The organism is Bradyrhizobium sp. LA6.8, from assembly GCF_040547935.1.
GTDB lineage: Bacteria > Pseudomonadota > Alphaproteobacteria > Rhizobiales > Xanthobacteraceae > Bradyrhizobium > Bradyrhizobium barranii.
This window is the reverse complement of sequence record NZ_JBEPQQ010000004.1, coordinates 120,517-137,488: the sequence shown is the minus strand read 5'-3', so window position 1 is coordinate 137,488 and position 16,972 is coordinate 120,517. Positions and strand designations below refer to the sequence as shown.

The window sequence follows — 16,972 nt, the reverse complement described above, 5'->3', positions numbered from 1 at the left end:
CTCACGCCCGCTGCACGAAGCTATCCACGACCTTCTTCTCGCCGGCCTTGTCGAAGGCGATGGTGAGCTTGTTGCCGTCAATCTTGGTGACGCGGCCGTAGCCGAATTTCTGGTGGAAGACGCGGTCGGAGAGGGAAAATTCCGAGGTGGTGCCGGTGGATTTGGCGACCAGCTCGCCCTCGATCGTCATCGGCCCGCGGCGGCGTGAGGAGAAGCTGCCGAAATCCGGGCCGGATGAGGAGGAGAACGACGAGGCCTGTTCCTCGAAGCCGCCTTGGCCGCCGCCACTGCGGCCGCCGCCCCGGTTGCGGTTGGCCTGGGCGCGCTGCCAGCCCGGGGTCGAATAGGTGGAACCGAACGCCTCCATGTCGTCGAAACGCGAGGCGCCGTAGCCGCCGGTGCCGCCCCAGGCCGAGCCGCCCTTGGATTCCGTGATCTCGACATTGGCGGACGGCAATTCGTCGAGGAAGCGCGACGGGATCGTGGTCGACCAGGTGCCATGGATCCGTCGGTTGGTCGCAAAGTAGATCTTTGCGCGGCGCCTCGCGCGGGTCAGGCCGACATGGCCGAGCCGGCGCTCTTCCTCGAGGCCGGCGCGGCCCTGTTCGTCCAGCGTGCGCTGGCTCGGGAACAGGCCTTCCTCCCAGCCGGGCAGGAACACGTTGTCGAATTCGAGACCCTTGGCGGAATGCAGCGTCATCAGCGACACCGCGTCTTCCTCGGCGCCGCCGTCGCGATCCATCACCAGCGAGATGTGCTCCAAGAACCCCTGCAGGTTCTCGAACTCCTCCATCGAGCGCACCAGCTCTTTCAGGTTCTCCAGCCGGCCCGCGGCATCCGCCGAGCGGTCCTTCTGCCACATCTCGGTATAGCCGCTCTCGTCGAGCACGATCTGGGCGAGATCGGTGTGCGCGGTGACCTCGCGCTGGGCACGCCAGCGGTCGAACTGGGCGACGACGTCGCGCAAGCTTCCGCGCGCCTTCGGCTTCAGCTCGTCGGTCTCGACCACCGCGCGCGCCGCTTCGAACAGCGGGATGCGGCGCTTGCGGGCGTGGTCGTGCAGCATCTGCACGGTGGCGTCGCCAAGGCCGCGCTTGGGCACGTTGACGATGCGCTCGAAGGCGAGATCGTCGGCCGGTGAATTGATCACGCGCAGATAAGCCAGCGCGTCGCGGATTTCGGCGCGCTCGTAGAAGCGCGGGCCGCCGATCACGCGATAGGGCAGGCCGAGCGTGACGAAACGGTCTTCGAATTCGCGCATCTGGTAGGAGGCGCGCACCAGGATCGCTATCTCGTTGAGCTTGTCGCCCTGGCGCTGGATCTGCTCGATCTCCTCGCCGATGCCGCGGGCTTCCTCTTCGGAATCCCACGAGCCCGTCACCGTGACCTTCTCGCCGTCATGATCCTCGGTGCGCAGCGTCTTGCCGAGCCGGCCTTCGTTGTGCGCGATCAGGTGCGAGGCGGCGGCGAGGATGTGGCCGGTCGAGCGGTAATTGCGCTCGAGGCGAATGACCTTGGCGCCGGGGAAATCGTGGTCGAAGCGCAGGATGTTGTCGACCTCGGCGCCGCGCCAGCCATAGATCGACTGGTCGTCGTCGCCGACGCAGCAGATGTTTTTGACGTGGGGCGTCTGCTCGCTTGTCCCGCTTGCGGGGGCGCGACGAGCTTCGCTCGCGCTGAGAGCGTCGGGGTGAGGGGCTGTCTCCACGAGTTCAGTCTGCGGAGAGTCCTCCTCACCCGCGTCGCCTTGCGATGCGACCTCTCCCCGCACGCGGGGAGAGCTGAAGGAGGGAGACGCCGGCGCCTGCGACAGCAGCCGCAGCCACAGATATTGCGCGACGTTGGTGTCCTGATATTCGTCGACCAGGATGAATTTGAAGCGCTGCTGGTATTGCCGCAGGATGTCCGGATGCTCGCGGAAGATCCGGATGTCCTCGAGCAGCAGATCGCCGAAATCGGCGGCGTTCAGGATCTTCAGCCGCTCCTGGTAGCTCGCATAGAGCTTGCCGCCCTTGCCGTTGGCGAACACGGCGGCTTCGCCTGACGGCACCTGCGACGGCGTCAGGCCGCGGTTCTTCCAGCCGTCGATCAGGCCGGCCAGCATGCGTGCCGGCCAGCGCTTGTCGTCGATGTTGTCGGCCTGCAGCAGCTGCTTGAGCAGCCGCACCTGGTCATCGGTGTCGAGCACCGTGAAGTTCGACTTGAGCTGCGCCAGCTCGGCATGGGTGCGCAGGATGCGGCCGCCGATGGAGTGGAAGGTGCCGAGCCACGGCATGCCTTCGACCGCATGGCCGAGCATCTGGCCGAGCCGATGCTTCATCTCGCGTGCGGCCTTGTTGGTGAAGGTCACCGACAGGATCTCGGCGGGGCGGGCGCGGCCCTGGCTGAGGATATGGGCGATGCGCGTGGTCAGCACGCGCGTCTTGCCGGTGCCGGCGCCGGCCAGCACCAGGACCGGGCCGTCCAGCGTCTCCACGGCGTCGCGCTGCTCGGGATTGAGCCCGGACAGGTATTTCGGGCCCACGGAGGCGCGCGCACGCGCGGCGATGCCGCCGGCTGCGGGCTGATGGTCGGGTACGCTGGTGATTTTGCTCGGGTCGGTCATGCGAATCATTGGCCCCACGATGGCACCGCGGGGTGGTGGAAGGGAGCCTTCTTAACAGGGATTGGTCCCTATATGGGGCGCCGGGGCGAGGTTTTCCACGTGCGCGGCGGGCCGATTTGTTCCCTCGGCGAGGGCGAATTTCCAGCTTGCGTGGGCCGGAACCATCGTTCCCGCGTCGAGATTGTCTGGACAGGTGGCGCGGCCAGCCGCGCCGACGCAGACAGACATCAAGACGAGGGTTTGACCATGCTAGGCTGGGTTGTGACGTTTCTGGTTATCGCACTGATCGCCGGCATCCTGGGCTTCGGCGGCATCGCCGGCGCCTCGATCGAGATCGCCAAGATCATCTTCTTCATCGCGGTCGTGCTGTTCCTGGTCTCGGCCGTGGTGGGCCTTGCCCGCGGCCGCAACAGGATATAGCGCGGTCTGATGGGTGCATGATCTTACCGGAAAACCGCTTCACACTCTTTCGGATCAGATCATGCACTACCGCTTCGAGGGCATCGCCACGTTCCGGCCGATGCCCTCGGGCCGCGGCACGGCGCCGTGAGCGCCCACGACCGCTGCAATGCGCTGCCGGATATCGGGCGGAAAGGCCGCCACCTTTCGCGAGCCCATGTCGATGTGGAGCGACATGTTTTCGGAGGTCGCCGACAGCCAGCCTTCGGTCGCATGCCGCAACTCCTGGAACGTATGCAGCCGCTTGTCGTCGGCTTCGAGCAGCCAGACCGACACCTGCACGGGATCGCCGAGGTGGATTTCGCGCAGATACCGCACATGGCATTCGGCAGTGAAGGTCGAGCCGCCTCGCTCCTTCATGTAGCCCGGCCCGATTCCGAGCTGTAACCACATCTGGTCGATCGCGCGGTCGAACATCACGTTGTAATAGGCCATGTTGAGATGGCCGTTATAGTCGATCCATTGCGGCTCGATCTGCATGATCGACGAGCGGAACGGCTCGGCAGCGGCGGTCTCCAGCATGTGTCTTTCCTGCTATGCGCGCGGTCGCTTGACTTGACCGGTCAGATGTCCTTTGCCACGGTTCTTCTGTCGGGAGGAATGTCCGTGGGTACGACCATCACCAATAATCCGCCGCGGGTCGAGCCGAAAGCCCTCGCAAGCGCGCTGGAGCAGCTTGCCGCACGGTTCGGCAACCGCCTCATCACCTCGCAGGCCGTTCGCGAGCAGCACGGCCATACCACCACGTGGATCACCAACCAGCCGCCGGACGGCGTGGTGATGGCGCAGGAGACCGCCGACATCCAGGACGTGGTGCGGATCTGCGCCAAGAACCGCGTGCCCGTCATCGCCTTCGGCACCGGCACCTCGCTCGAGGGCCAGGTCAATGCGCCGGCCGGCGGCATCTCGATCGACCTGCGCGACATGAACAAGGTGCTCGCGGTGCATGCCGAGGACCTCGACTGCGTGATCCAGCCCGGCGTGACCCGCAAGGCGCTGAACGAGCATCTGCGCGACCAGGGCCTGTTCTTCCCCATCGATCCCGGCGCGGACGCTTCGCTCGGCGGCATGGCCTCGACCCGCGCCTCCGGCACCAACGCGGTGCGCTACGGCACCATGCGCGATAGCGTGCTCGCGCTGAAGGTCGTGCGTGGCGACGGCGAGATCATCACCACAGGCACGCGCGCCAAGAAATCATCGGCAGGCTACGACCTGACGCATCTGTTCGTCGGCGCCGAAGGTACGCTCGGCATCATCTCCGAGCTGACCATTCGCCTGCGCGGCATCCCTGACACGATCGCGGCCGGCGCGGTGTCGTTCGAGACCGTGCACGGGGCATGTCAGGCGGTGATCCTGGCGATCCAGACCGGCATTCCCGTGGCGCGCATCGAGCTGCTCAACGCCGCGCAGGTGAAGGCCTGCAACGCCTATTCGAAGCTGACGCTGCCGGAAACGCCGCTGCTGCTGATGGAATTCCATGGCAGCGAGGTCGAGGTCGGCGAGCAGTCCAAGGCCTTCGGCGAGATCGCAAAAGATTGCGGCGGCGGCGATTTCTCCTGGACCACCAAGCCGGAAGATCGCACCAAGCTGTGGCAGGCGCGGCACGACGCCTATTGGTCGGTGAAGGCGCTGCGTCCCGGCGACAGCATCGGCGTGGTTGCAACCGACGTTTGCGTGCCGATCTCGCGGCTTGCCGATTGCGTCGGCGAGACCGAGGAAGACCTCAAGCGCCTCAACCTGCTGTCGCCGATCGTCGGCCATGTCGGGGACGGCAATTTCCACTGCTCGCTGGTCTGCGACACCAACGATGCCGACGAGATGGCGCGCGGTGAGGAGTTCATGCATCGCCTGGTCGAGCGCGCGCAGGCGATGGACGGCACCTGCACCGGTGAGCACGGCATCGGCCAGGGCAAGCAGAAATATCTCAAGGCGGAACTCGGCCCCGAAGCGCTCGACGCGATGCGGGCGCTCAAGCAGGCGCTCGATCCGCTGAATATCTTCAATCCCGGCAAGATCGTGCCGGAGGCGTAGCGCGCGGCCGGCTGCGTCGCGGTCGCGGAACTTTCGGCAGTCAGGCCGGTTCCAATTCCCGTCAATTTCCGCTGCCTCAATGGCACGGCTCTGCGGGAGGATGCGATGTTGCGACCTGTCATTGGAATTGCCGTGATGGCGCTTGCCTGCATGCTGGCGGGCACGGCTCTGGGCAAGGGCGGGCACGGTGGCGGCCATGGTGGTGGGCACGGAGGCGGGCATGGCGGTGGCCATCACGGCGGCGGTCATCATGGTGGTGGTCATCATGGAGGCGGCCATTTTGGTGGTCATGGCTTCGGGCACGCGCATGGCGGCGGGCATCATGGCGGGCCCCGCTTCGCAACGGGAGCCCGACATCGCGGCCCGAACTTCGGCCAGATCCGCAATGCGGCCGTCCGTCCTGCGAATTTTCGCAACGCCCTCAACGTGCATTCCAGCGCCTTCCGCAACGGCCGTCTGATCAGCAATCCGGCCGCGCGAGCCCAGATCGCGGCGGCGGCCGCGCTCGCCGGCTGGCACGGCGCCAGCAGCGGGTGGTGGCAACATGCGGGCGGCGGTTATGGCTGGGTCGGACCGCTGTTCTGGCCGTTCGCCTACAACGATCTCTACGACTACACGATCTGGGGCGACGGTCTCGGCTTCTGGGGCTACGGCTATCCGGACATCTATGCCGGCATCTTCGGGCCCTACGGCTATGACGGTCTCTCGGCCTATCTGCCGCAGCGGCCGGTGGGACGGCGCCAGGCGCGCGGCGTCCCGCTGGATCGGCTCTGCGGCAGCGACCGCCGCGAAATCGTCGGTCTGCCGATCGACCAGATCGCCGCCGCGGTGCAGCCGACCGAGGCGCAAGGCGCAAGCCTCGACGAACTCGGCAATGCCTCGATCCAGGCGTCCGAGATGATCCGCGCGTCCTGCCCGTCGCAGGTCGCGGCGACAGCGCCAGGTCGGCTGACGGCGATGCAGCAGCGCATCGAGGCGATGGAGAAAGCCGTCGATCTCGTTCAGCCCGCCCTCGATCGATTCTACGGCTCGCTCACCGACGAGCAGAAGGCGCGCTTCAATGCGCTGGCCGAGGATCAGCGTCGTGCGACGGCTTCCAGCAACACCGGGGGATCGCTGGTCCAGAATTGCGCGACGCCTGCTGCGCTCGATTGGCCCAGCACTGACATCGAGGCGAGGCTTCATCCCAACGACACCCAGCGTGCTGCGCTACAGGTGCTCCAGGATACCAGCGCCAAGGTCAGCGCATCGCTCAAGGCGGCCTGCGAGCCCAGCGACGTGATGACGCCGCCGACGCGAATGGCCGCGGTTCGCAAGCGGCTCGACACGATGCTCGACGGCGTCAAGTCGGTTCGCGCGGCGCTGGAGGATTTCTACGCCACGCTGAATGACGAGCAGAAGGCGCAGTTCGAGGCCATCGGACCACGTCGGACGTCCTGACTGCATATCGATAATACGTGGCGGAAAAATCGCCTCGCCGATCTCGATCGGCCTCTCTATGCTGGGCGAGGCGGGAGCGCGGAACTACGGCGGCTGGAAGACCATTGGTGACGGGGCGATGAAGTGGTTCGCGAAGCAGAAGCCGGCGGACATCTGGGACGAGACGATCGAAGGACCGCTCGGCGACATCGAGGCCGCCGAGCGCATCCGCGCGATTTGTGACGCCGCAGCCGCGAGCGCGGCCGGTTCGGCGCGCAACGACACGCGCGAAGGTGAGCGCTATGAACGCGCGGCCAAGGTGGCGATGGAAATCGCGATGAAGATCTCGGATGGATTGATGCGCGACGCCGCCGTCCATCGCATCGTCGATCTCTGCATGACAGCGAACGACCTCAAGACCGCGCAGATCCTGTTTCGCGCGATCCATGCCAGCTGGATCCGTGAGGCGATACAGCGGGATCATCCGACCCTGGCCTAGAGGCGTGTACTCGTAAATCCGGTGTGCCCGGCAACGAGCCAAGTGCCATCGAGCTCTCCGGGCGTCATCGAAGCTGGTGACAAGAAGGCGAATTCCCGCTCACCGGTGGAATTGATCCTCTGCCGGGGTTAGATGGCCGCCTCGGTCTGCGCGTCGAAAACATGAAGCCTGGAAGGCCGCATGGCAACGCGCAGCCTGTCGCCCACCCTCACCCTCGCGGTCGGCTCGACGCTCGCCACCATGATACTCTCGCCGACCTTCATATCGAGCAGGATTTCCGAGCCGAGTTGCTCGACCACCTCAATCACAGCATCGAAGCATGAGTGGCCGAGATCAGCGCTACCCGCCACGGTAAGGTCCTCCGGCCGCACGCCGAGCATGACCTCGCGTCCGATATGGCCGCGCAGCCGCTGCGCGGTCTCGTCCGGCAGCTTGATGCGCAGGCCGGAGTTCTCGGCAATCAGCGATCCGTTCGCCTCGGTCACCGTAACGGCGGCGAAATTCATGGCCGGGGAGCCGATGAAGCCGGCGACGAACTTGTTGGCGGGCTGATTGTACAGTTCGAGCGGCTCCCCCACTTGCTGGACCACGCCGTCTTTCATGACGACGACCCGGTCACCCAGCGTCATGGCCTCGACCTGATCGTGGGTAACGTAAATGGCGGTGGTGCCGAGACGGAGATGCAGTTTCTTGAGCTCAACGCGCATCTGTACCCGCAGCTTGGCATCGAGGTTCGACAGCGGCTCGTCGAACAGGAACACGCGGGGGTGACGCACAATGGCACGACCCAACGCCACGCGCTGGCGCTGGCCGCCGGACAGCTGGCGCGGCTTGCGCGTTAGCAATTCACCGATGCCGAGGATGTCGGCCGCCTCCCGCACGCGCTTGTCAATCTCGGGCTTTTCGAATTTGCGCATCTTCAGGCCAAACGCCATGTTGTCGTGCACGCTCATGTGCGGGTACAGGGCGTAGTTCTGGAACACCATGGCGATGTCGCGGTCCATCGGCGCCAATTCATTGACCACGTTTCCGTCGATGGAAATGTCGCCGGAACTGATCGCTTCAAGCCCGGCGATCATTCTCAGCGTCGTGGTCTTGCCGCAGCCGGACGGTCCGACGAACACCACGAACTCCTTGTCGCGGATCTGCAGATTGACGTCTTTGACAGCGTGCACGCTGTCGTAGAACTTGTTGATCCCCTTGAGGACGACCTGGCCCATTCGCTCCACCCGCCTTCCGCATGCCCACTTTCCTGATGATCCGGGGTGCTGTCAGCCCTTCACCGATCCAGTCAGTCCTGCGACGTAGTGCTCGACGAAAAACGAATAGGCGATAGCAACCGGGATCGATCCGAGCAGGGCGCCAGCCATCAGCGGTCCCCAGAAGAATACATCGCCGCGGATCAGCTCCGATGTGACGCCGACCGGCACGGTCTTCTGTCCAGGCGAGGACAGGAAGACAAGTGCGTAGATGAACTCGTTCCACGACAGGGTGAAAGCGAAGATGCCGGCCGAGAGGATGCCCGGGATCGCCACCGGGATGACGATGTAGAGCATGGCCTGCCAGCGCGAGGCGCCGTCAATGCGCGCGCATTCCTCGAGCTCCTTGGGCACCGCCTTGAAGTAGCCCATCATGAGCCAGGTGCAGAACGGAATGAGAAAGGTCGGATAGGTCAGGATCAATGACCAGGGCGTGTCACCCAGCCGATAGTTGCGGATGATCTCTGCCAGCGGAATGAAGAGCAGCGTTTGAGGCACCAGATAGGTGATGAAGATGCCGGTGCCCAGGCTGCCTGCAAATGGAAAGTTCAGCCGCGAGAGAGCATAGCCGGCAAACACGCCGCACACGAGCGAGATGGCGGTTGACGCGAGCGCGATGAACGTCGTGTTCCACAGCCACGATGCAAACAGCGTCTCCTCGAACAGGTACCTGACATGGTCCCAGGTCGGGTTCCAGGTCCAGAACGGATTGTAGTTGATCGAATTCCAGGGTCGGTAAAGCTCGCCGTCCGGCCGCACCGAAGTGATCACCATCCAGTAGAACGGGAACAGCAGGAAAAGCAGGAACATCGCCATGGGGACGTAGAAGAACGCCCACTTTCGCCACCTTGCGCCCTCGATCATGGCTCAGCGGACCTCCACGCGGCGGATGTAGAGAAGTTGGATGATAACGACCAGAAACAGGACCGGAAACATGGCGAGCGAGATGGCAGCGCCCTCGCTTAGGAGGCCGGTGCCGATGCCGATCTGATAGGCGTAGGTGGCGAACAGGTGCGTTGCATTGGCTGGTCCGCCGCCTGTCATCACATAGACGATCTGGAAGTCGGCGAACGTCTGAATCACCGAGAACAGCACCACGACCATGGTCACGGGCAGCAGCAGGGGCCAGGTGATGTGCCAGAACCGCTGCCACGGCCTGGCACCGTCTATGGCGGCGGCCTCGCTAAGTTCGGGACTGATGGTCTGCAGGCCGGCGAGCAGGCTGATGGCGAAGAATGGCACTCCGCGCCAGATGTTGACGATGATGATCGAGATCATGGCGAGGTCTGGATCGCCAAGCCAATTGATCCGACCGCTGATCAAACCGAGATGGTAGAGGAGCCAATTGAGGACGCTAAATGTCGGGTCGAACATCCACTTCCAGGCGAAAGTCGAGAGCACGGTCGGGATGATGAAGGGCAGCAGGATGAAAGCACGGGTGAAAGCCTTGCCGCGGAAATTCCGGTTGAGCAGCATGGCCAGCCACAGCCCGAGCGCCAGCTTGAAGACGGTGGTTACGCCCGTATAAAGAAACGTGTTGTAGACGGAGGTGCGAAAGATCCCGTCATTGAAGATCTTGTAGAAGTTGGCGAGGCCGACGAACTCGCCTGGAACGCCGACGCGCGAGTTGGTCACCGACAACAAGATGCCGCGCAAGAACGGATAGGCGATGAACGTACCGAGCAGCGCCAGGGTCGGCACCAGCAGCACGAATGCGAGCCAACGCTCGTCCTCAAGCAGCCGGATTCTGGGCCGCGGCGCCTGCGGCATGTAGACTTGGGTCTCGGCGATCGCCATCTCGCTTCACCTCTAAGCGCACGCCAACAGACGCGTCATGCGAAACTTTGATCGCGCCGCCTCACAGAGAGACGGCGCACCGTACAAGTCCGAGACGCGGGGCGCGCGGCAGCCACTTCGCAGCCGTGCGACGTGCTGCGCACGTACTTTCAAGAATAGACCTTCTTGAGTTCGACTTCCGCCCATTTCACGGAATCCTCCGCCGGAGCGCCCTGGATCGCTTTGGCGTACATATCTGTGATGATGTATTTGGTGAGCACTTCGGCAGCCTTCTTGCCTGATGAGGGCAGAGGGTACCCGGGCGTCTGACCCAGGAGGCCGGCGATCTTGAAGGGCGCCATGACCTTGTCCTCTTCCCACAACTTGTGTTTCTCCCATTCGTGGGTCGGCGGTGTCGCGAAACCTTTCTGGGAGACGAACCACGGCTCGTAGTTCGCCTTGGTATGGACCCACTTCAACAACGCCTTCGCACCGTCCTGATTCTTCGAATAGTTCGGAATGACGTGAGAGAAGTAGGTGTGCATGGCGAATTGGCCGGCCGGGCCTTTGGGCAACGGCGAGTGCTGGATGTCGGTCTTCAGCTGTGCGCCTTTTTCAGTAATATATTTGTCGGGGTTGCGCAGCGATTCGATGTAGATCGAAGCGCCGTTGAGGGTGGCGCAGATGGTTTGCGACAGGAACGCACGGTTGTTGTTGGTGTCATCCCAGGCAAGCCCGCCCTCGTCGTGGGCTTCCTTCCAGAAAGCCGTCATGAACTTGACGGACTCGATGACCTCTTTCTTGTTGATGTTGACAGTCTTGCCGTCCTTCTCGACCTCGGTGCCGCCCCACGACCACATGTACGGGTAACTGAACGTCGGCGCGTCACCGAACGTGTGGCCGAGCGTCTGACCGATCGGCCGGCCCTGGGCCTTGAGCTTCTTGCCAACCTCGCGATACTTCTCCCAAGTGTCCGGGAAGGTCGATGAGCCGATCTCATCGAACCAGGATTTTCGGTAGGCGATCATGGCGCCGACGATGGTCCACGGCAAAGAGATCCATTTTTGGCCGTCGGCGGAGTTGGACTTGCACAGATCATAATAGCCATCTTCGGCCTCGCTCACACGACCTGCGATGTCGGACAGGTCGATGACGCTCTCCGAATAGATCTGCGGGTGGTTATTGAAGAGCATGATGATGTCGGGACCTGAGCCCGACTGGATCGCCGAGGTGATGCGCGGCTGCAGGTCGTTGCCATTCACAGTCTCAAGATTGATCTTGATTCCCAGCGCCTTCTCGGCAGCAGGCAGCAGCTCCTTGCGCAATAGCTGATCGGAAGCTGGCACGAAGTCATTCCAACGCAGCCAGTGTACCGTGGTGCCCTGTGCAAAAACGGGAGCCCTGCCAGTGGCCAGGATGCCGGCCATGCCGCCCACAAGCGCCGTGCCGCCCTTGAGGATGTTACGTCGGGTTACCGTCGTCATGCATTCCTCCCTCGGTGTGTCTGAGCTAATATCCTTTGGCCAGTCTAACGCCGGCCTGGAGTGCCTTTCAGTCTATCGCGCCTCCGTGGCCCAACGCATGCGCCCGCGACAACGTCCGCAATGTATTGGCTCGATGATCATTTGGTGGCGTTCCACTTGCAGCGCCGGGGTGGCGAGTTCGCCGCGAACCAGGGGGCGTTCTTCGCGGAGCAGCGGCGCGATTGCATCGCACCCAATCGTAACGGCGATACGATCGGCGGCCTGGATCATGTCGGCGCTGCAGCCAGCGCTTGAACCCTACCGTCATAACGATCCCTCCCGCGCAGCGACGGTATAGCCGCGGCCAAGCGGGTTTTCCCCGTCTTATATGAAGTTCGGTACCGGAAGCTGGCGCGACATCATTGTCGCCCGTCGCAGCAGGAAATCAAGTGCTAGCTTTGACGCGGCGGCCATGGTCTTACTCCGCGAACTGGCCGGCGACCAAAAGTATCGCTCCCTTTGGGGCGGCGGACCGAGTGAAGGCGGTGGTTATTTCGCCAGCTTGCGCACGGCTTCATCGACGCTGTGGAAGACGTGTTCGCGGGGCAGGGCGTCGAACAGTCTGAAACGTTCGAACGCGTTCTGCGCGCGCACCGATTCCAGCCGCGCCAGTGCGACGGTGACGCCCTGTTCGCTGCACGCCTTGAAGACGTCGAGCAGGATCTGCGCGGCGGTGAAGTCGATCTCGACCATGCCGCTCGCCTCCAGCACCAGCAGTTGCGGCGTCGAGGTGCCGAGCACTTTGGCCACGTCGCTGCGAAAACCCGGCGCGTTGAGGAAGGACAGCGGCGCCTGGAGCCCGATCACGGCGACGCCGGCGATGCGCTCGCCGGTGATGTGCGGATGCGCCGGCCACCAGATCGTGGTGCCCGGCACGCGCTCGAACTCGACGAGCCGCGCGCGCGTCGTGCTCCAGATGCCGTGCAGCAGCGACAGCACGATGCCGAGGAAGGCGCCCTGCTGGATCGGCAGCACGATGATCAGCGCGGCAGTGGCGACGATCAACAGGAACTCGCTGAACGATTGCCGGTAGATCATGGTGATCTGCTTCACCCGGATGATCCGCAGCGCCACGAACAGCAGGATGCCGCCGAGCGCGGCGTCCGGAACGTGCTGCAGCAGCCCCGTCCCGAACGCGAGCAGCGCCAGCACGATTGCCCCGGCCGCAAGGCCCGCGAGCTGCGATTGTCCGCCGGTCTCGGCGACGATCCCGGTTCGCGGCGGGCTGGCATTGACCGGAAACGCACCGAACAGGCCGGACAGCACGCTGCCGGCGCCTGCACCGAGGAAGTCGCGGTCGACATCGGCGGGCTTGTCGGGATCGGACGGGAACGACCGCGTCGTCGCGGCGGTCTGCACCATCACCACGACCGTGATGACGAAGGCGAGCGGCACCAGGCGCACCCACAGCTCCGGCGCAAGGTCAGGCAAGGTCGGCCGCGGCAGCGTGCCCGGCACCGCGCCGACGACGCTGACGCCCTTGCTTTCGAGGCCGAGCGCGATTGTGGCCAGCGTCGCGGCGACGAGCCCGATCAGTGCACCCGGAATTTTCGCGCTGATCCTCTCGGCGATGAAGACCACGGCGAGCACACCAAGCCCGATGCAGAGCGTAAAGGGGTCGGTGCGGCCGAGTTCGGTCGCGAGCACGCCGATGCGGTCGAGCGTCGGCCCGCTCGGTGACGGAAGCCCGAGCACGCCCGGCAATTGCGACACGATGATGTGGACGGAAATGCCGGCGAGGAAGCCGACCATGACCGGCACGGACAAAAGATTGGCGATGCCGCCGAGGCGGAAAGCGCCGCTGGCCAGCATCATCGCGCCGACCATCAGCGCCAGCGCGATCGCAAGCCCCTGATACTCAGGCGAGCCGGTGGCAGCGAGCGCGGCAAGTCCGCCGGCGAAGATCGGCGTGATCGTGGAATCCGCGCCGCAGGACAGGAAGCGGTTGCCGCCGAGCAGCGCGAAACCGAGCGAGCCCGCCATGAACGCGAAGAAGCCGATCTGCGGCGCAAAACCGCCGAGCCGCGCCGTGGCCATCTGCTCGGGGATCGCAATCGCCGCCAGCGTCAGGCCCGCCATGAGGTCGCCGGGCAGGGCATAGGACGCGAGTGACCGGAACAGCGGCCATGAGCTCTTGGCGGGCGCGTCGTGCGGCATCGATATGGAATCCCCGGAAAGACTGGCGTCGCTCAGACTACAGCATTTCGCCAATGTCCACGATCTGCGTGTCCCGGACGCGGCGCAGCACGCAGTGCTGCGCCGCAGAGCCGGGACCCATCGTGCTACGCCGATTGCTGCCGCGTGGGCTCCGGCTCTGCAGCGCTCCGCACCGGACGATGCTTCGCATCGCCGGAAGCGCTGCGCTGCGTCCGGGGCACGAGAGTTGCTGGCCGCTCACCATCGACAGAAATGTCCGCAGGCACGGCCTGCGGACATCCATTCGCTTGGTGAACTGGGGCTCAGTACCTGCCGCGATTGTAGTCGCCGCGTCCGTAGCCGCCTCCGCCACGACCGCCCATGCCGAGACCAATCCCGACACCGATTCCGACGCCCACGGCTTCAGGCGGCAAGCCAGGGGGTGGCGCGCGCTCGTAGATCACTTCGTCGGGCGGAGGCCGGCGCGACTTCGGCGGCGTCTCGACCACTTTTCGCTTCGGTGGGGTGTCGTCGACGCGCTTCTTGATGACGGGCGCCACCGCCGGATTGACCGGCGTTGCCGGTGTCGACGGCGCCGAGCACGGGCAGGTGGGGGCCATTGCGACCGCGACCGGAGCAGGGGCCGCTGCGGCCGCGACGGGTAACGCATAGTTGCGGTTCTGCACGCGGAGCAGCAGTCGGCGCGCGGTGGCGGCGAGGTCGCTATTGTCCCAATTGGCCAGATAGGCCTCGAACGAGGCGCGGGTGTTGATCGCGGTCGCGCGCTCCCAGGCCAGCATCTGTCGCCGACGCTCCAGGATCGTGCGCAGGCGCGGTGTAAAGGACGACTGCGCGTACAATTCGACATAGGCCTGATACGCCGGCACGGTGTCGTCCGCGATCACGAGCTCATAGGCGGCCCTGGCGTCCTTGCCCTGCAAATCCCTGCGCCAGTCCTCGACACCGCGCGTGCCGCTGGCGAGCGCCATCGACGATGCGCCCGGAAGGGACGGTTGCTGACCGCTGCTGTCGCCGAAGAACTTGAAGTCGGTCGTCAGCGACGAGCTCTCCCACGGGATCTGCCGCCCGTCGGTTGATTGCGCCACGGCGATGCGGATGCGCTTGAACACTTCCTCGATCGGCAGGTTCGGTTGTTTTGCGACGGTCAGCGCGGCCGTGGTGTAGGGGCTGTCGATGCCGGAGCCGTCCTCGGCTTCGGCGCCGGGCGAGGTCGAATAGGAGATGAAGGAGCCGGGTGCGCCGGCCTTGGTGTCGACGATCGCAAGCCCGTGGCCGGCGCCGCTGAGCGCAGGGAACGGATTGTTGCGGCAGGCGTCGAGCATGAAGATGCGTGCCCGCGTCGGCAGCGCGCCGAGCGTGTTGAGCAGATCGTTCAGTCGCACGCCCTGGAGCGGAATGTCGGCCTCGCGCTTGGGATCGAGATCGACCGGCACCAGATAGTTCTCGCCGTCGATCTGGAGGCCGTGGCCGGCATAGAACACCAGTGCGACGGTGTCGGCGCCGCTGGCGCTGACCTTGCCGGCGAAATCGGAGATCGCAACGCGCATCTCGTTCTGCGCCAAATTGGCCGCCGTGGTGACGGTGAAGCCGGCATTGCCGAGCAGCTCCGTCATGCCCTTGGCGTCGTTGGCGGCGTTGGGCAGCTCCGGCACCGTGCGATAGGCCGATTGGCCGATCACCAGTGCGAGCCGCGCCTCGGCGTCGGCGTCGGTCGGCGTCATCAATTGCGCGAGCGCGACAAGGCTGGAGGCAAGAAACAAATTGCGAAGGACTGGACGGCGCATGGTGTCACCTCCATCGGCAATGCGCGCGATGATGTCACCTTTTCTAGGTCGCGGCCACGTGTCTGTCTGTGCACTGGATCACGCAGCAAGCTGCGGCAAAATGGGGCAGGGCGTCTGCCGGAGCCGCCGGGTATCGCTCCGGCAGCATCCATGTGAATTGCGCATTGATCCATGCACCAATTGGATTGATCCCCGCTGTTGCGCGAAGCGTCCTGTCGCACATCGGCCACCAGGCCGATCCGATCGAGAATCCCGGACAAACATGGTTGTTTTGACGGCGCCGATGACGTCGATGTTCGCAACACGCCGCTTTGCGACGGCCGGCCGCAACCCTTGCCTGCCCCGTCGCTTTGGCCATACAGTCCGCGCAACAGGCCGCGGCAGCGATCTCGGCCGTAAACAAGAATATTCGGGGAGAGACCGCGCCATGACCATCGTGCCCGTGAGCCGTCGCACGTTCATCAAGTCGTCGACGGCGGTCACCGCCGGCCTCGTTCTCTCTCCTGCCATCATCGGTCGCGCCGAAGCGGCGACGCTGAAGCTGAAATGCTCCTCCTCGCTGCCGAACGATCCGAAATACGCCAACGGCCGCGTCTACTATGACAACCTCGTCAAGAACCTGAAGGGCAACGGGCTCGGCGAGCAGGTCGAGGTCGCCTTCTTCCCGGACAACCAGCTCGGGCAGGAGATCGACGTCATCAATTCGGTGAAGCTCGGCGTCATCGACCTCATGGTGTCGGGCTCGTCGATCTCGGCCAACCTGGTGCCGCTGGTCGGCACCTTCGACCTCGGCTTTCTGTTCTCGAGCTTCCCGCAGCAGACCAAGGCGTTCGATTCCGGCGCCGCCAAGCCGATCGAGGACGCGCTGCTCAAGAGTGGCAACATCCGCATCATCGCCTGGGCCTATAATTTCGGCTCACGCAGCGTGCTCGCGAGGAAGCCGGTGAAGACGCCGGAGGATCTCGCCGGCCTCAAGATCAGGACGCTGCCGAATCCGGTGATCACGGAATGCCTGCGCCTGATGGGCGCCGCCGCGACGCCCCTGGCCTTCGGCGAGATCTACACGGCGCTCCAGGCCGGCGTGCTCGACGGGCTGGAGCACGATCCGCCGACGATTCTGGCCAGCAAGTTCTTCGAAACGGCAAAATTCTACTCACTGACGCAGCACAATTTCTCGCCGCTCGCGATCTACTTCAGCGACGTGACCTACAACCGCATGGATCCGAAGCTGCGCGAGGGTTTCCTCGATGCTGCCAAGAAGGCCGCGGCCGATACGCGCGCCCATGGGCTTGCGGTCGAGAAGGAGGCGCTGACGGCTTTGACCGAGAAGGGCGTGACGGTGGCCGAATGCGACCGCGAAGCCTTCAAGAAGCGCGTCGCGCCGCAGCACGAGAACTTCATCAAGGCGCGGCCGGAGTCCAAGCCGGTCATCGACATCATCCGCGCGACGCAAGCTTGAG

Annotated in this window: 14 protein-coding genes; 6 read left to right on the top strand and 8 right to left on the bottom strand. The window is 64.5% G+C overall.

The annotated features are described in order from the left end of the window. Nucleotide 1 precedes the first annotated feature (1 nt). The gene (locus tag ABIA90_RS20815) at nucleotides 2-2,614 is read right to left on the bottom strand and encodes an ATP-dependent helicase (RefSeq protein WP_354122000.1); all 2,613 of its coding nucleotides are present in this window, start codon (nucleotides 2,612-2,614) and stop codon (nucleotides 2-4) included. A gap of 237 nt (nucleotides 2,615-2,851) precedes the next feature. On the opposite strand from ABIA90_RS20815, the gene ABIA90_RS20810 reads away from it, so the two are divergent. Further along, nucleotides 2,852-3,025, top strand: a complete 174-nt coding sequence (locus ABIA90_RS20810; RefSeq protein WP_008556598.1) for a DUF1328 domain-containing protein — start codon at nucleotides 2,852-2,854, stop codon at nucleotides 3,023-3,025. Between the two features lie 66 nt (nucleotides 3,026-3,091). Here the strand turns inward: ABIA90_RS20810 and ABIA90_RS20805 are convergent, their stop codons facing one another. Continuing rightward, complete coding sequence (locus tag ABIA90_RS20805; RefSeq protein ID WP_354122001.1) at nucleotides 3,092-3,586, bottom strand: thioesterase family protein; 495 nt, start codon at nucleotides 3,584-3,586, stop codon at nucleotides 3,092-3,094. Between the two features lie 84 nt (nucleotides 3,587-3,670). On the opposite strand from ABIA90_RS20805, the gene ABIA90_RS20800 reads away from it, so the two are divergent. The 3 genes from ABIA90_RS20800 (at nucleotide 3,671) to ABIA90_RS20790 (ending at nucleotide 7,013) form a co-directional block, all read left to right on the top strand. Then, nucleotides 3,671-5,095 (top strand): FAD-binding oxidoreductase, encoded by a 1,425-nt coding sequence (locus tag ABIA90_RS20800; RefSeq protein ID WP_354122002.1) that lies wholly within the window; start codon nucleotides 3,671-3,673, stop codon nucleotides 5,093-5,095. Nucleotides 5,096-5,200: 105 nt separating this feature from the next. After that, complete coding sequence (locus ABIA90_RS20795; protein ID WP_354122003.1) at nucleotides 5,201-6,535, top strand: Spy/CpxP family protein refolding chaperone; 1,335 nt, start codon at nucleotides 5,201-5,203, stop codon at nucleotides 6,533-6,535. 118 nt (nucleotides 6,536-6,653) lie between these two features. After that, nucleotides 6,654-7,013, top strand: coding sequence for a hypothetical protein (locus tag ABIA90_RS20790; protein ID WP_063986149.1), 360 nt, complete (start codon nucleotides 6,654-6,656; stop codon nucleotides 7,011-7,013). Nucleotides 7,014-7,141: 128 nt separating this feature from the next. Here the strand turns inward: ABIA90_RS20790 and ABIA90_RS20785 are convergent, their stop codons facing one another. The 4 genes from ABIA90_RS20785 to ABIA90_RS20770 form a co-directional block, all read right to left on the bottom strand. Further along, a complete protein-coding gene (locus ABIA90_RS20785) occupies nucleotides 7,142-8,233 on the bottom strand; it encodes an ABC transporter ATP-binding protein (protein WP_063981580.1) in 1,092 nt (363 codons plus the stop codon). 51 nt (nucleotides 8,234-8,284) lie between these two features. Beyond that, a complete protein-coding gene (locus ABIA90_RS20780) occupies nucleotides 8,285-9,136 on the bottom strand; it encodes a carbohydrate ABC transporter permease (RefSeq protein WP_085399493.1) in 852 nt (283 codons plus the stop codon). Nucleotides 9,137-9,139: 3 nt separating this feature from the next. Beyond that, the gene (locus tag ABIA90_RS20775; RefSeq protein WP_063981581.1) at nucleotides 9,140-10,069 is read right to left on the bottom strand and encodes a carbohydrate ABC transporter permease; all 930 of its coding nucleotides are present in this window, start codon (nucleotides 10,067-10,069) and stop codon (nucleotides 9,140-9,142) included. A gap of 149 nt (nucleotides 10,070-10,218) precedes the next feature. Continuing rightward, entirely contained in the window at nucleotides 10,219-11,532 is a 1,314-nt protein-coding gene (locus ABIA90_RS20770) for an ABC transporter substrate-binding protein (protein ID WP_063981582.1), read from the bottom strand. 120 nt (nucleotides 11,533-11,652) lie between these two features. Here ABIA90_RS20770 and ABIA90_RS20765 point away from each other — a divergent pair, with 120 nt between their 5' ends. Then, on the top strand, nucleotides 11,653-11,826 hold the full coding sequence (locus ABIA90_RS20765; RefSeq protein WP_155257718.1) for a hypothetical protein: 174 nt from the start codon (nucleotides 11,653-11,655) through the stop codon (nucleotides 11,824-11,826). Nucleotides 11,827-12,060: 234 nt separating this feature from the next. Here ABIA90_RS20765 and ABIA90_RS20760 read toward each other — a convergent pair whose 3' ends face one another. Both ABIA90_RS20760 and ABIA90_RS20755 read right to left on the bottom strand, forming a co-directional pair. Continuing rightward, nucleotides 12,061-13,728 carry a SulP family inorganic anion transporter gene (locus tag ABIA90_RS20760; protein WP_354122004.1) on the bottom strand — a complete coding sequence of 556 codons (1,668 nt, stop codon included), beginning with the start codon at nucleotides 13,726-13,728 and terminating at the stop codon, nucleotides 12,061-12,063. Between the two features lie 302 nt (nucleotides 13,729-14,030). Further along, a complete protein-coding gene (locus tag ABIA90_RS20755; RefSeq protein WP_354122005.1) occupies nucleotides 14,031-15,512 on the bottom strand; it encodes a caspase family protein in 1,482 nt (493 codons plus the stop codon). A 427-nt stretch (nucleotides 15,513-15,939) separates the two neighbouring features. Here ABIA90_RS20755 and ABIA90_RS20750 point away from each other — a divergent pair, with 427 nt between their 5' ends. Beyond that, nucleotides 15,940-16,971 (top strand): TRAP transporter substrate-binding protein, encoded by a 1,032-nt coding sequence (locus tag ABIA90_RS20750; protein WP_028147675.1) that lies wholly within the window; start codon nucleotides 15,940-15,942, stop codon nucleotides 16,969-16,971. Nucleotide 16,972: the final 1 nt, after the last annotated feature.

Bases quoted from the DNA above. Each gene is read 5' to 3' on its own strand.
- ABIA90_RS20785 (WP_063981580.1), bottom strand. From the start codon at position 8,233: ATGGGCCAGGTCGTCCTCAAGGGGATCAACAAGTTCTACGACAGCGTG.
- ABIA90_RS20755 (WP_354122005.1), bottom strand. From the start codon at position 15,512: ATGCGCCGTCCAGTCCTTCGCAATTTGTTTCTTGCCTCCAGCCTTGTC.
- ABIA90_RS20805 (WP_354122001.1), bottom strand. From the start codon at position 3,586: ATGCTGGAGACCGCCGCTGCCGAGCCGTTCCGCTCGTCGATCATGCAG.
- ABIA90_RS20775 (WP_063981581.1), bottom strand. From the start codon at position 10,069: ATGGCGATCGCCGAGACCCAAGTCTACATGCCGCAGGCGCCGCGGCCC.
- ABIA90_RS20760 (WP_354122004.1), bottom strand. From the start codon at position 13,728: ATGCCGCACGACGCGCCCGCCAAGAGCTCATGGCCGCTGTTCCGGTCA.
- ABIA90_RS20770 (WP_063981582.1), bottom strand. From the start codon at position 11,532: ATGACGACGGTAACCCGACGTAACATCCTCAAGGGCGGCACGGCGCTT.
- ABIA90_RS20810 (WP_008556598.1), top strand. From the start codon at position 2,852: ATGCTAGGCTGGGTTGTGACGTTTCTGGTTATCGCACTGATCGCCGGC.
- ABIA90_RS20790 (WP_063986149.1), top strand. From the start codon at position 6,654: ATGAAGTGGTTCGCGAAGCAGAAGCCGGCGGACATCTGGGACGAGACG.
- ABIA90_RS20795 (WP_354122003.1), top strand. From the start codon at position 5,201: ATGTTGCGACCTGTCATTGGAATTGCCGTGATGGCGCTTGCCTGCATG.
- ABIA90_RS20765 (WP_155257718.1), top strand. From the start codon at position 11,653: ATGTATTGGCTCGATGATCATTTGGTGGCGTTCCACTTGCAGCGCCGG.
- ABIA90_RS20750 (WP_028147675.1), top strand. From the start codon at position 15,940: ATGACCATCGTGCCCGTGAGCCGTCGCACGTTCATCAAGTCGTCGACG.
- ABIA90_RS20815 (WP_354122000.1), bottom strand. From the start codon at position 2,614: ATGATTCGCATGACCGACCCGAGCAAAATCACCAGCGTACCCGACCAT.
- ABIA90_RS20780 (WP_085399493.1), bottom strand. From the start codon at position 9,136: ATGATCGAGGGCGCAAGGTGGCGAAAGTGGGCGTTCTTCTACGTCCCC.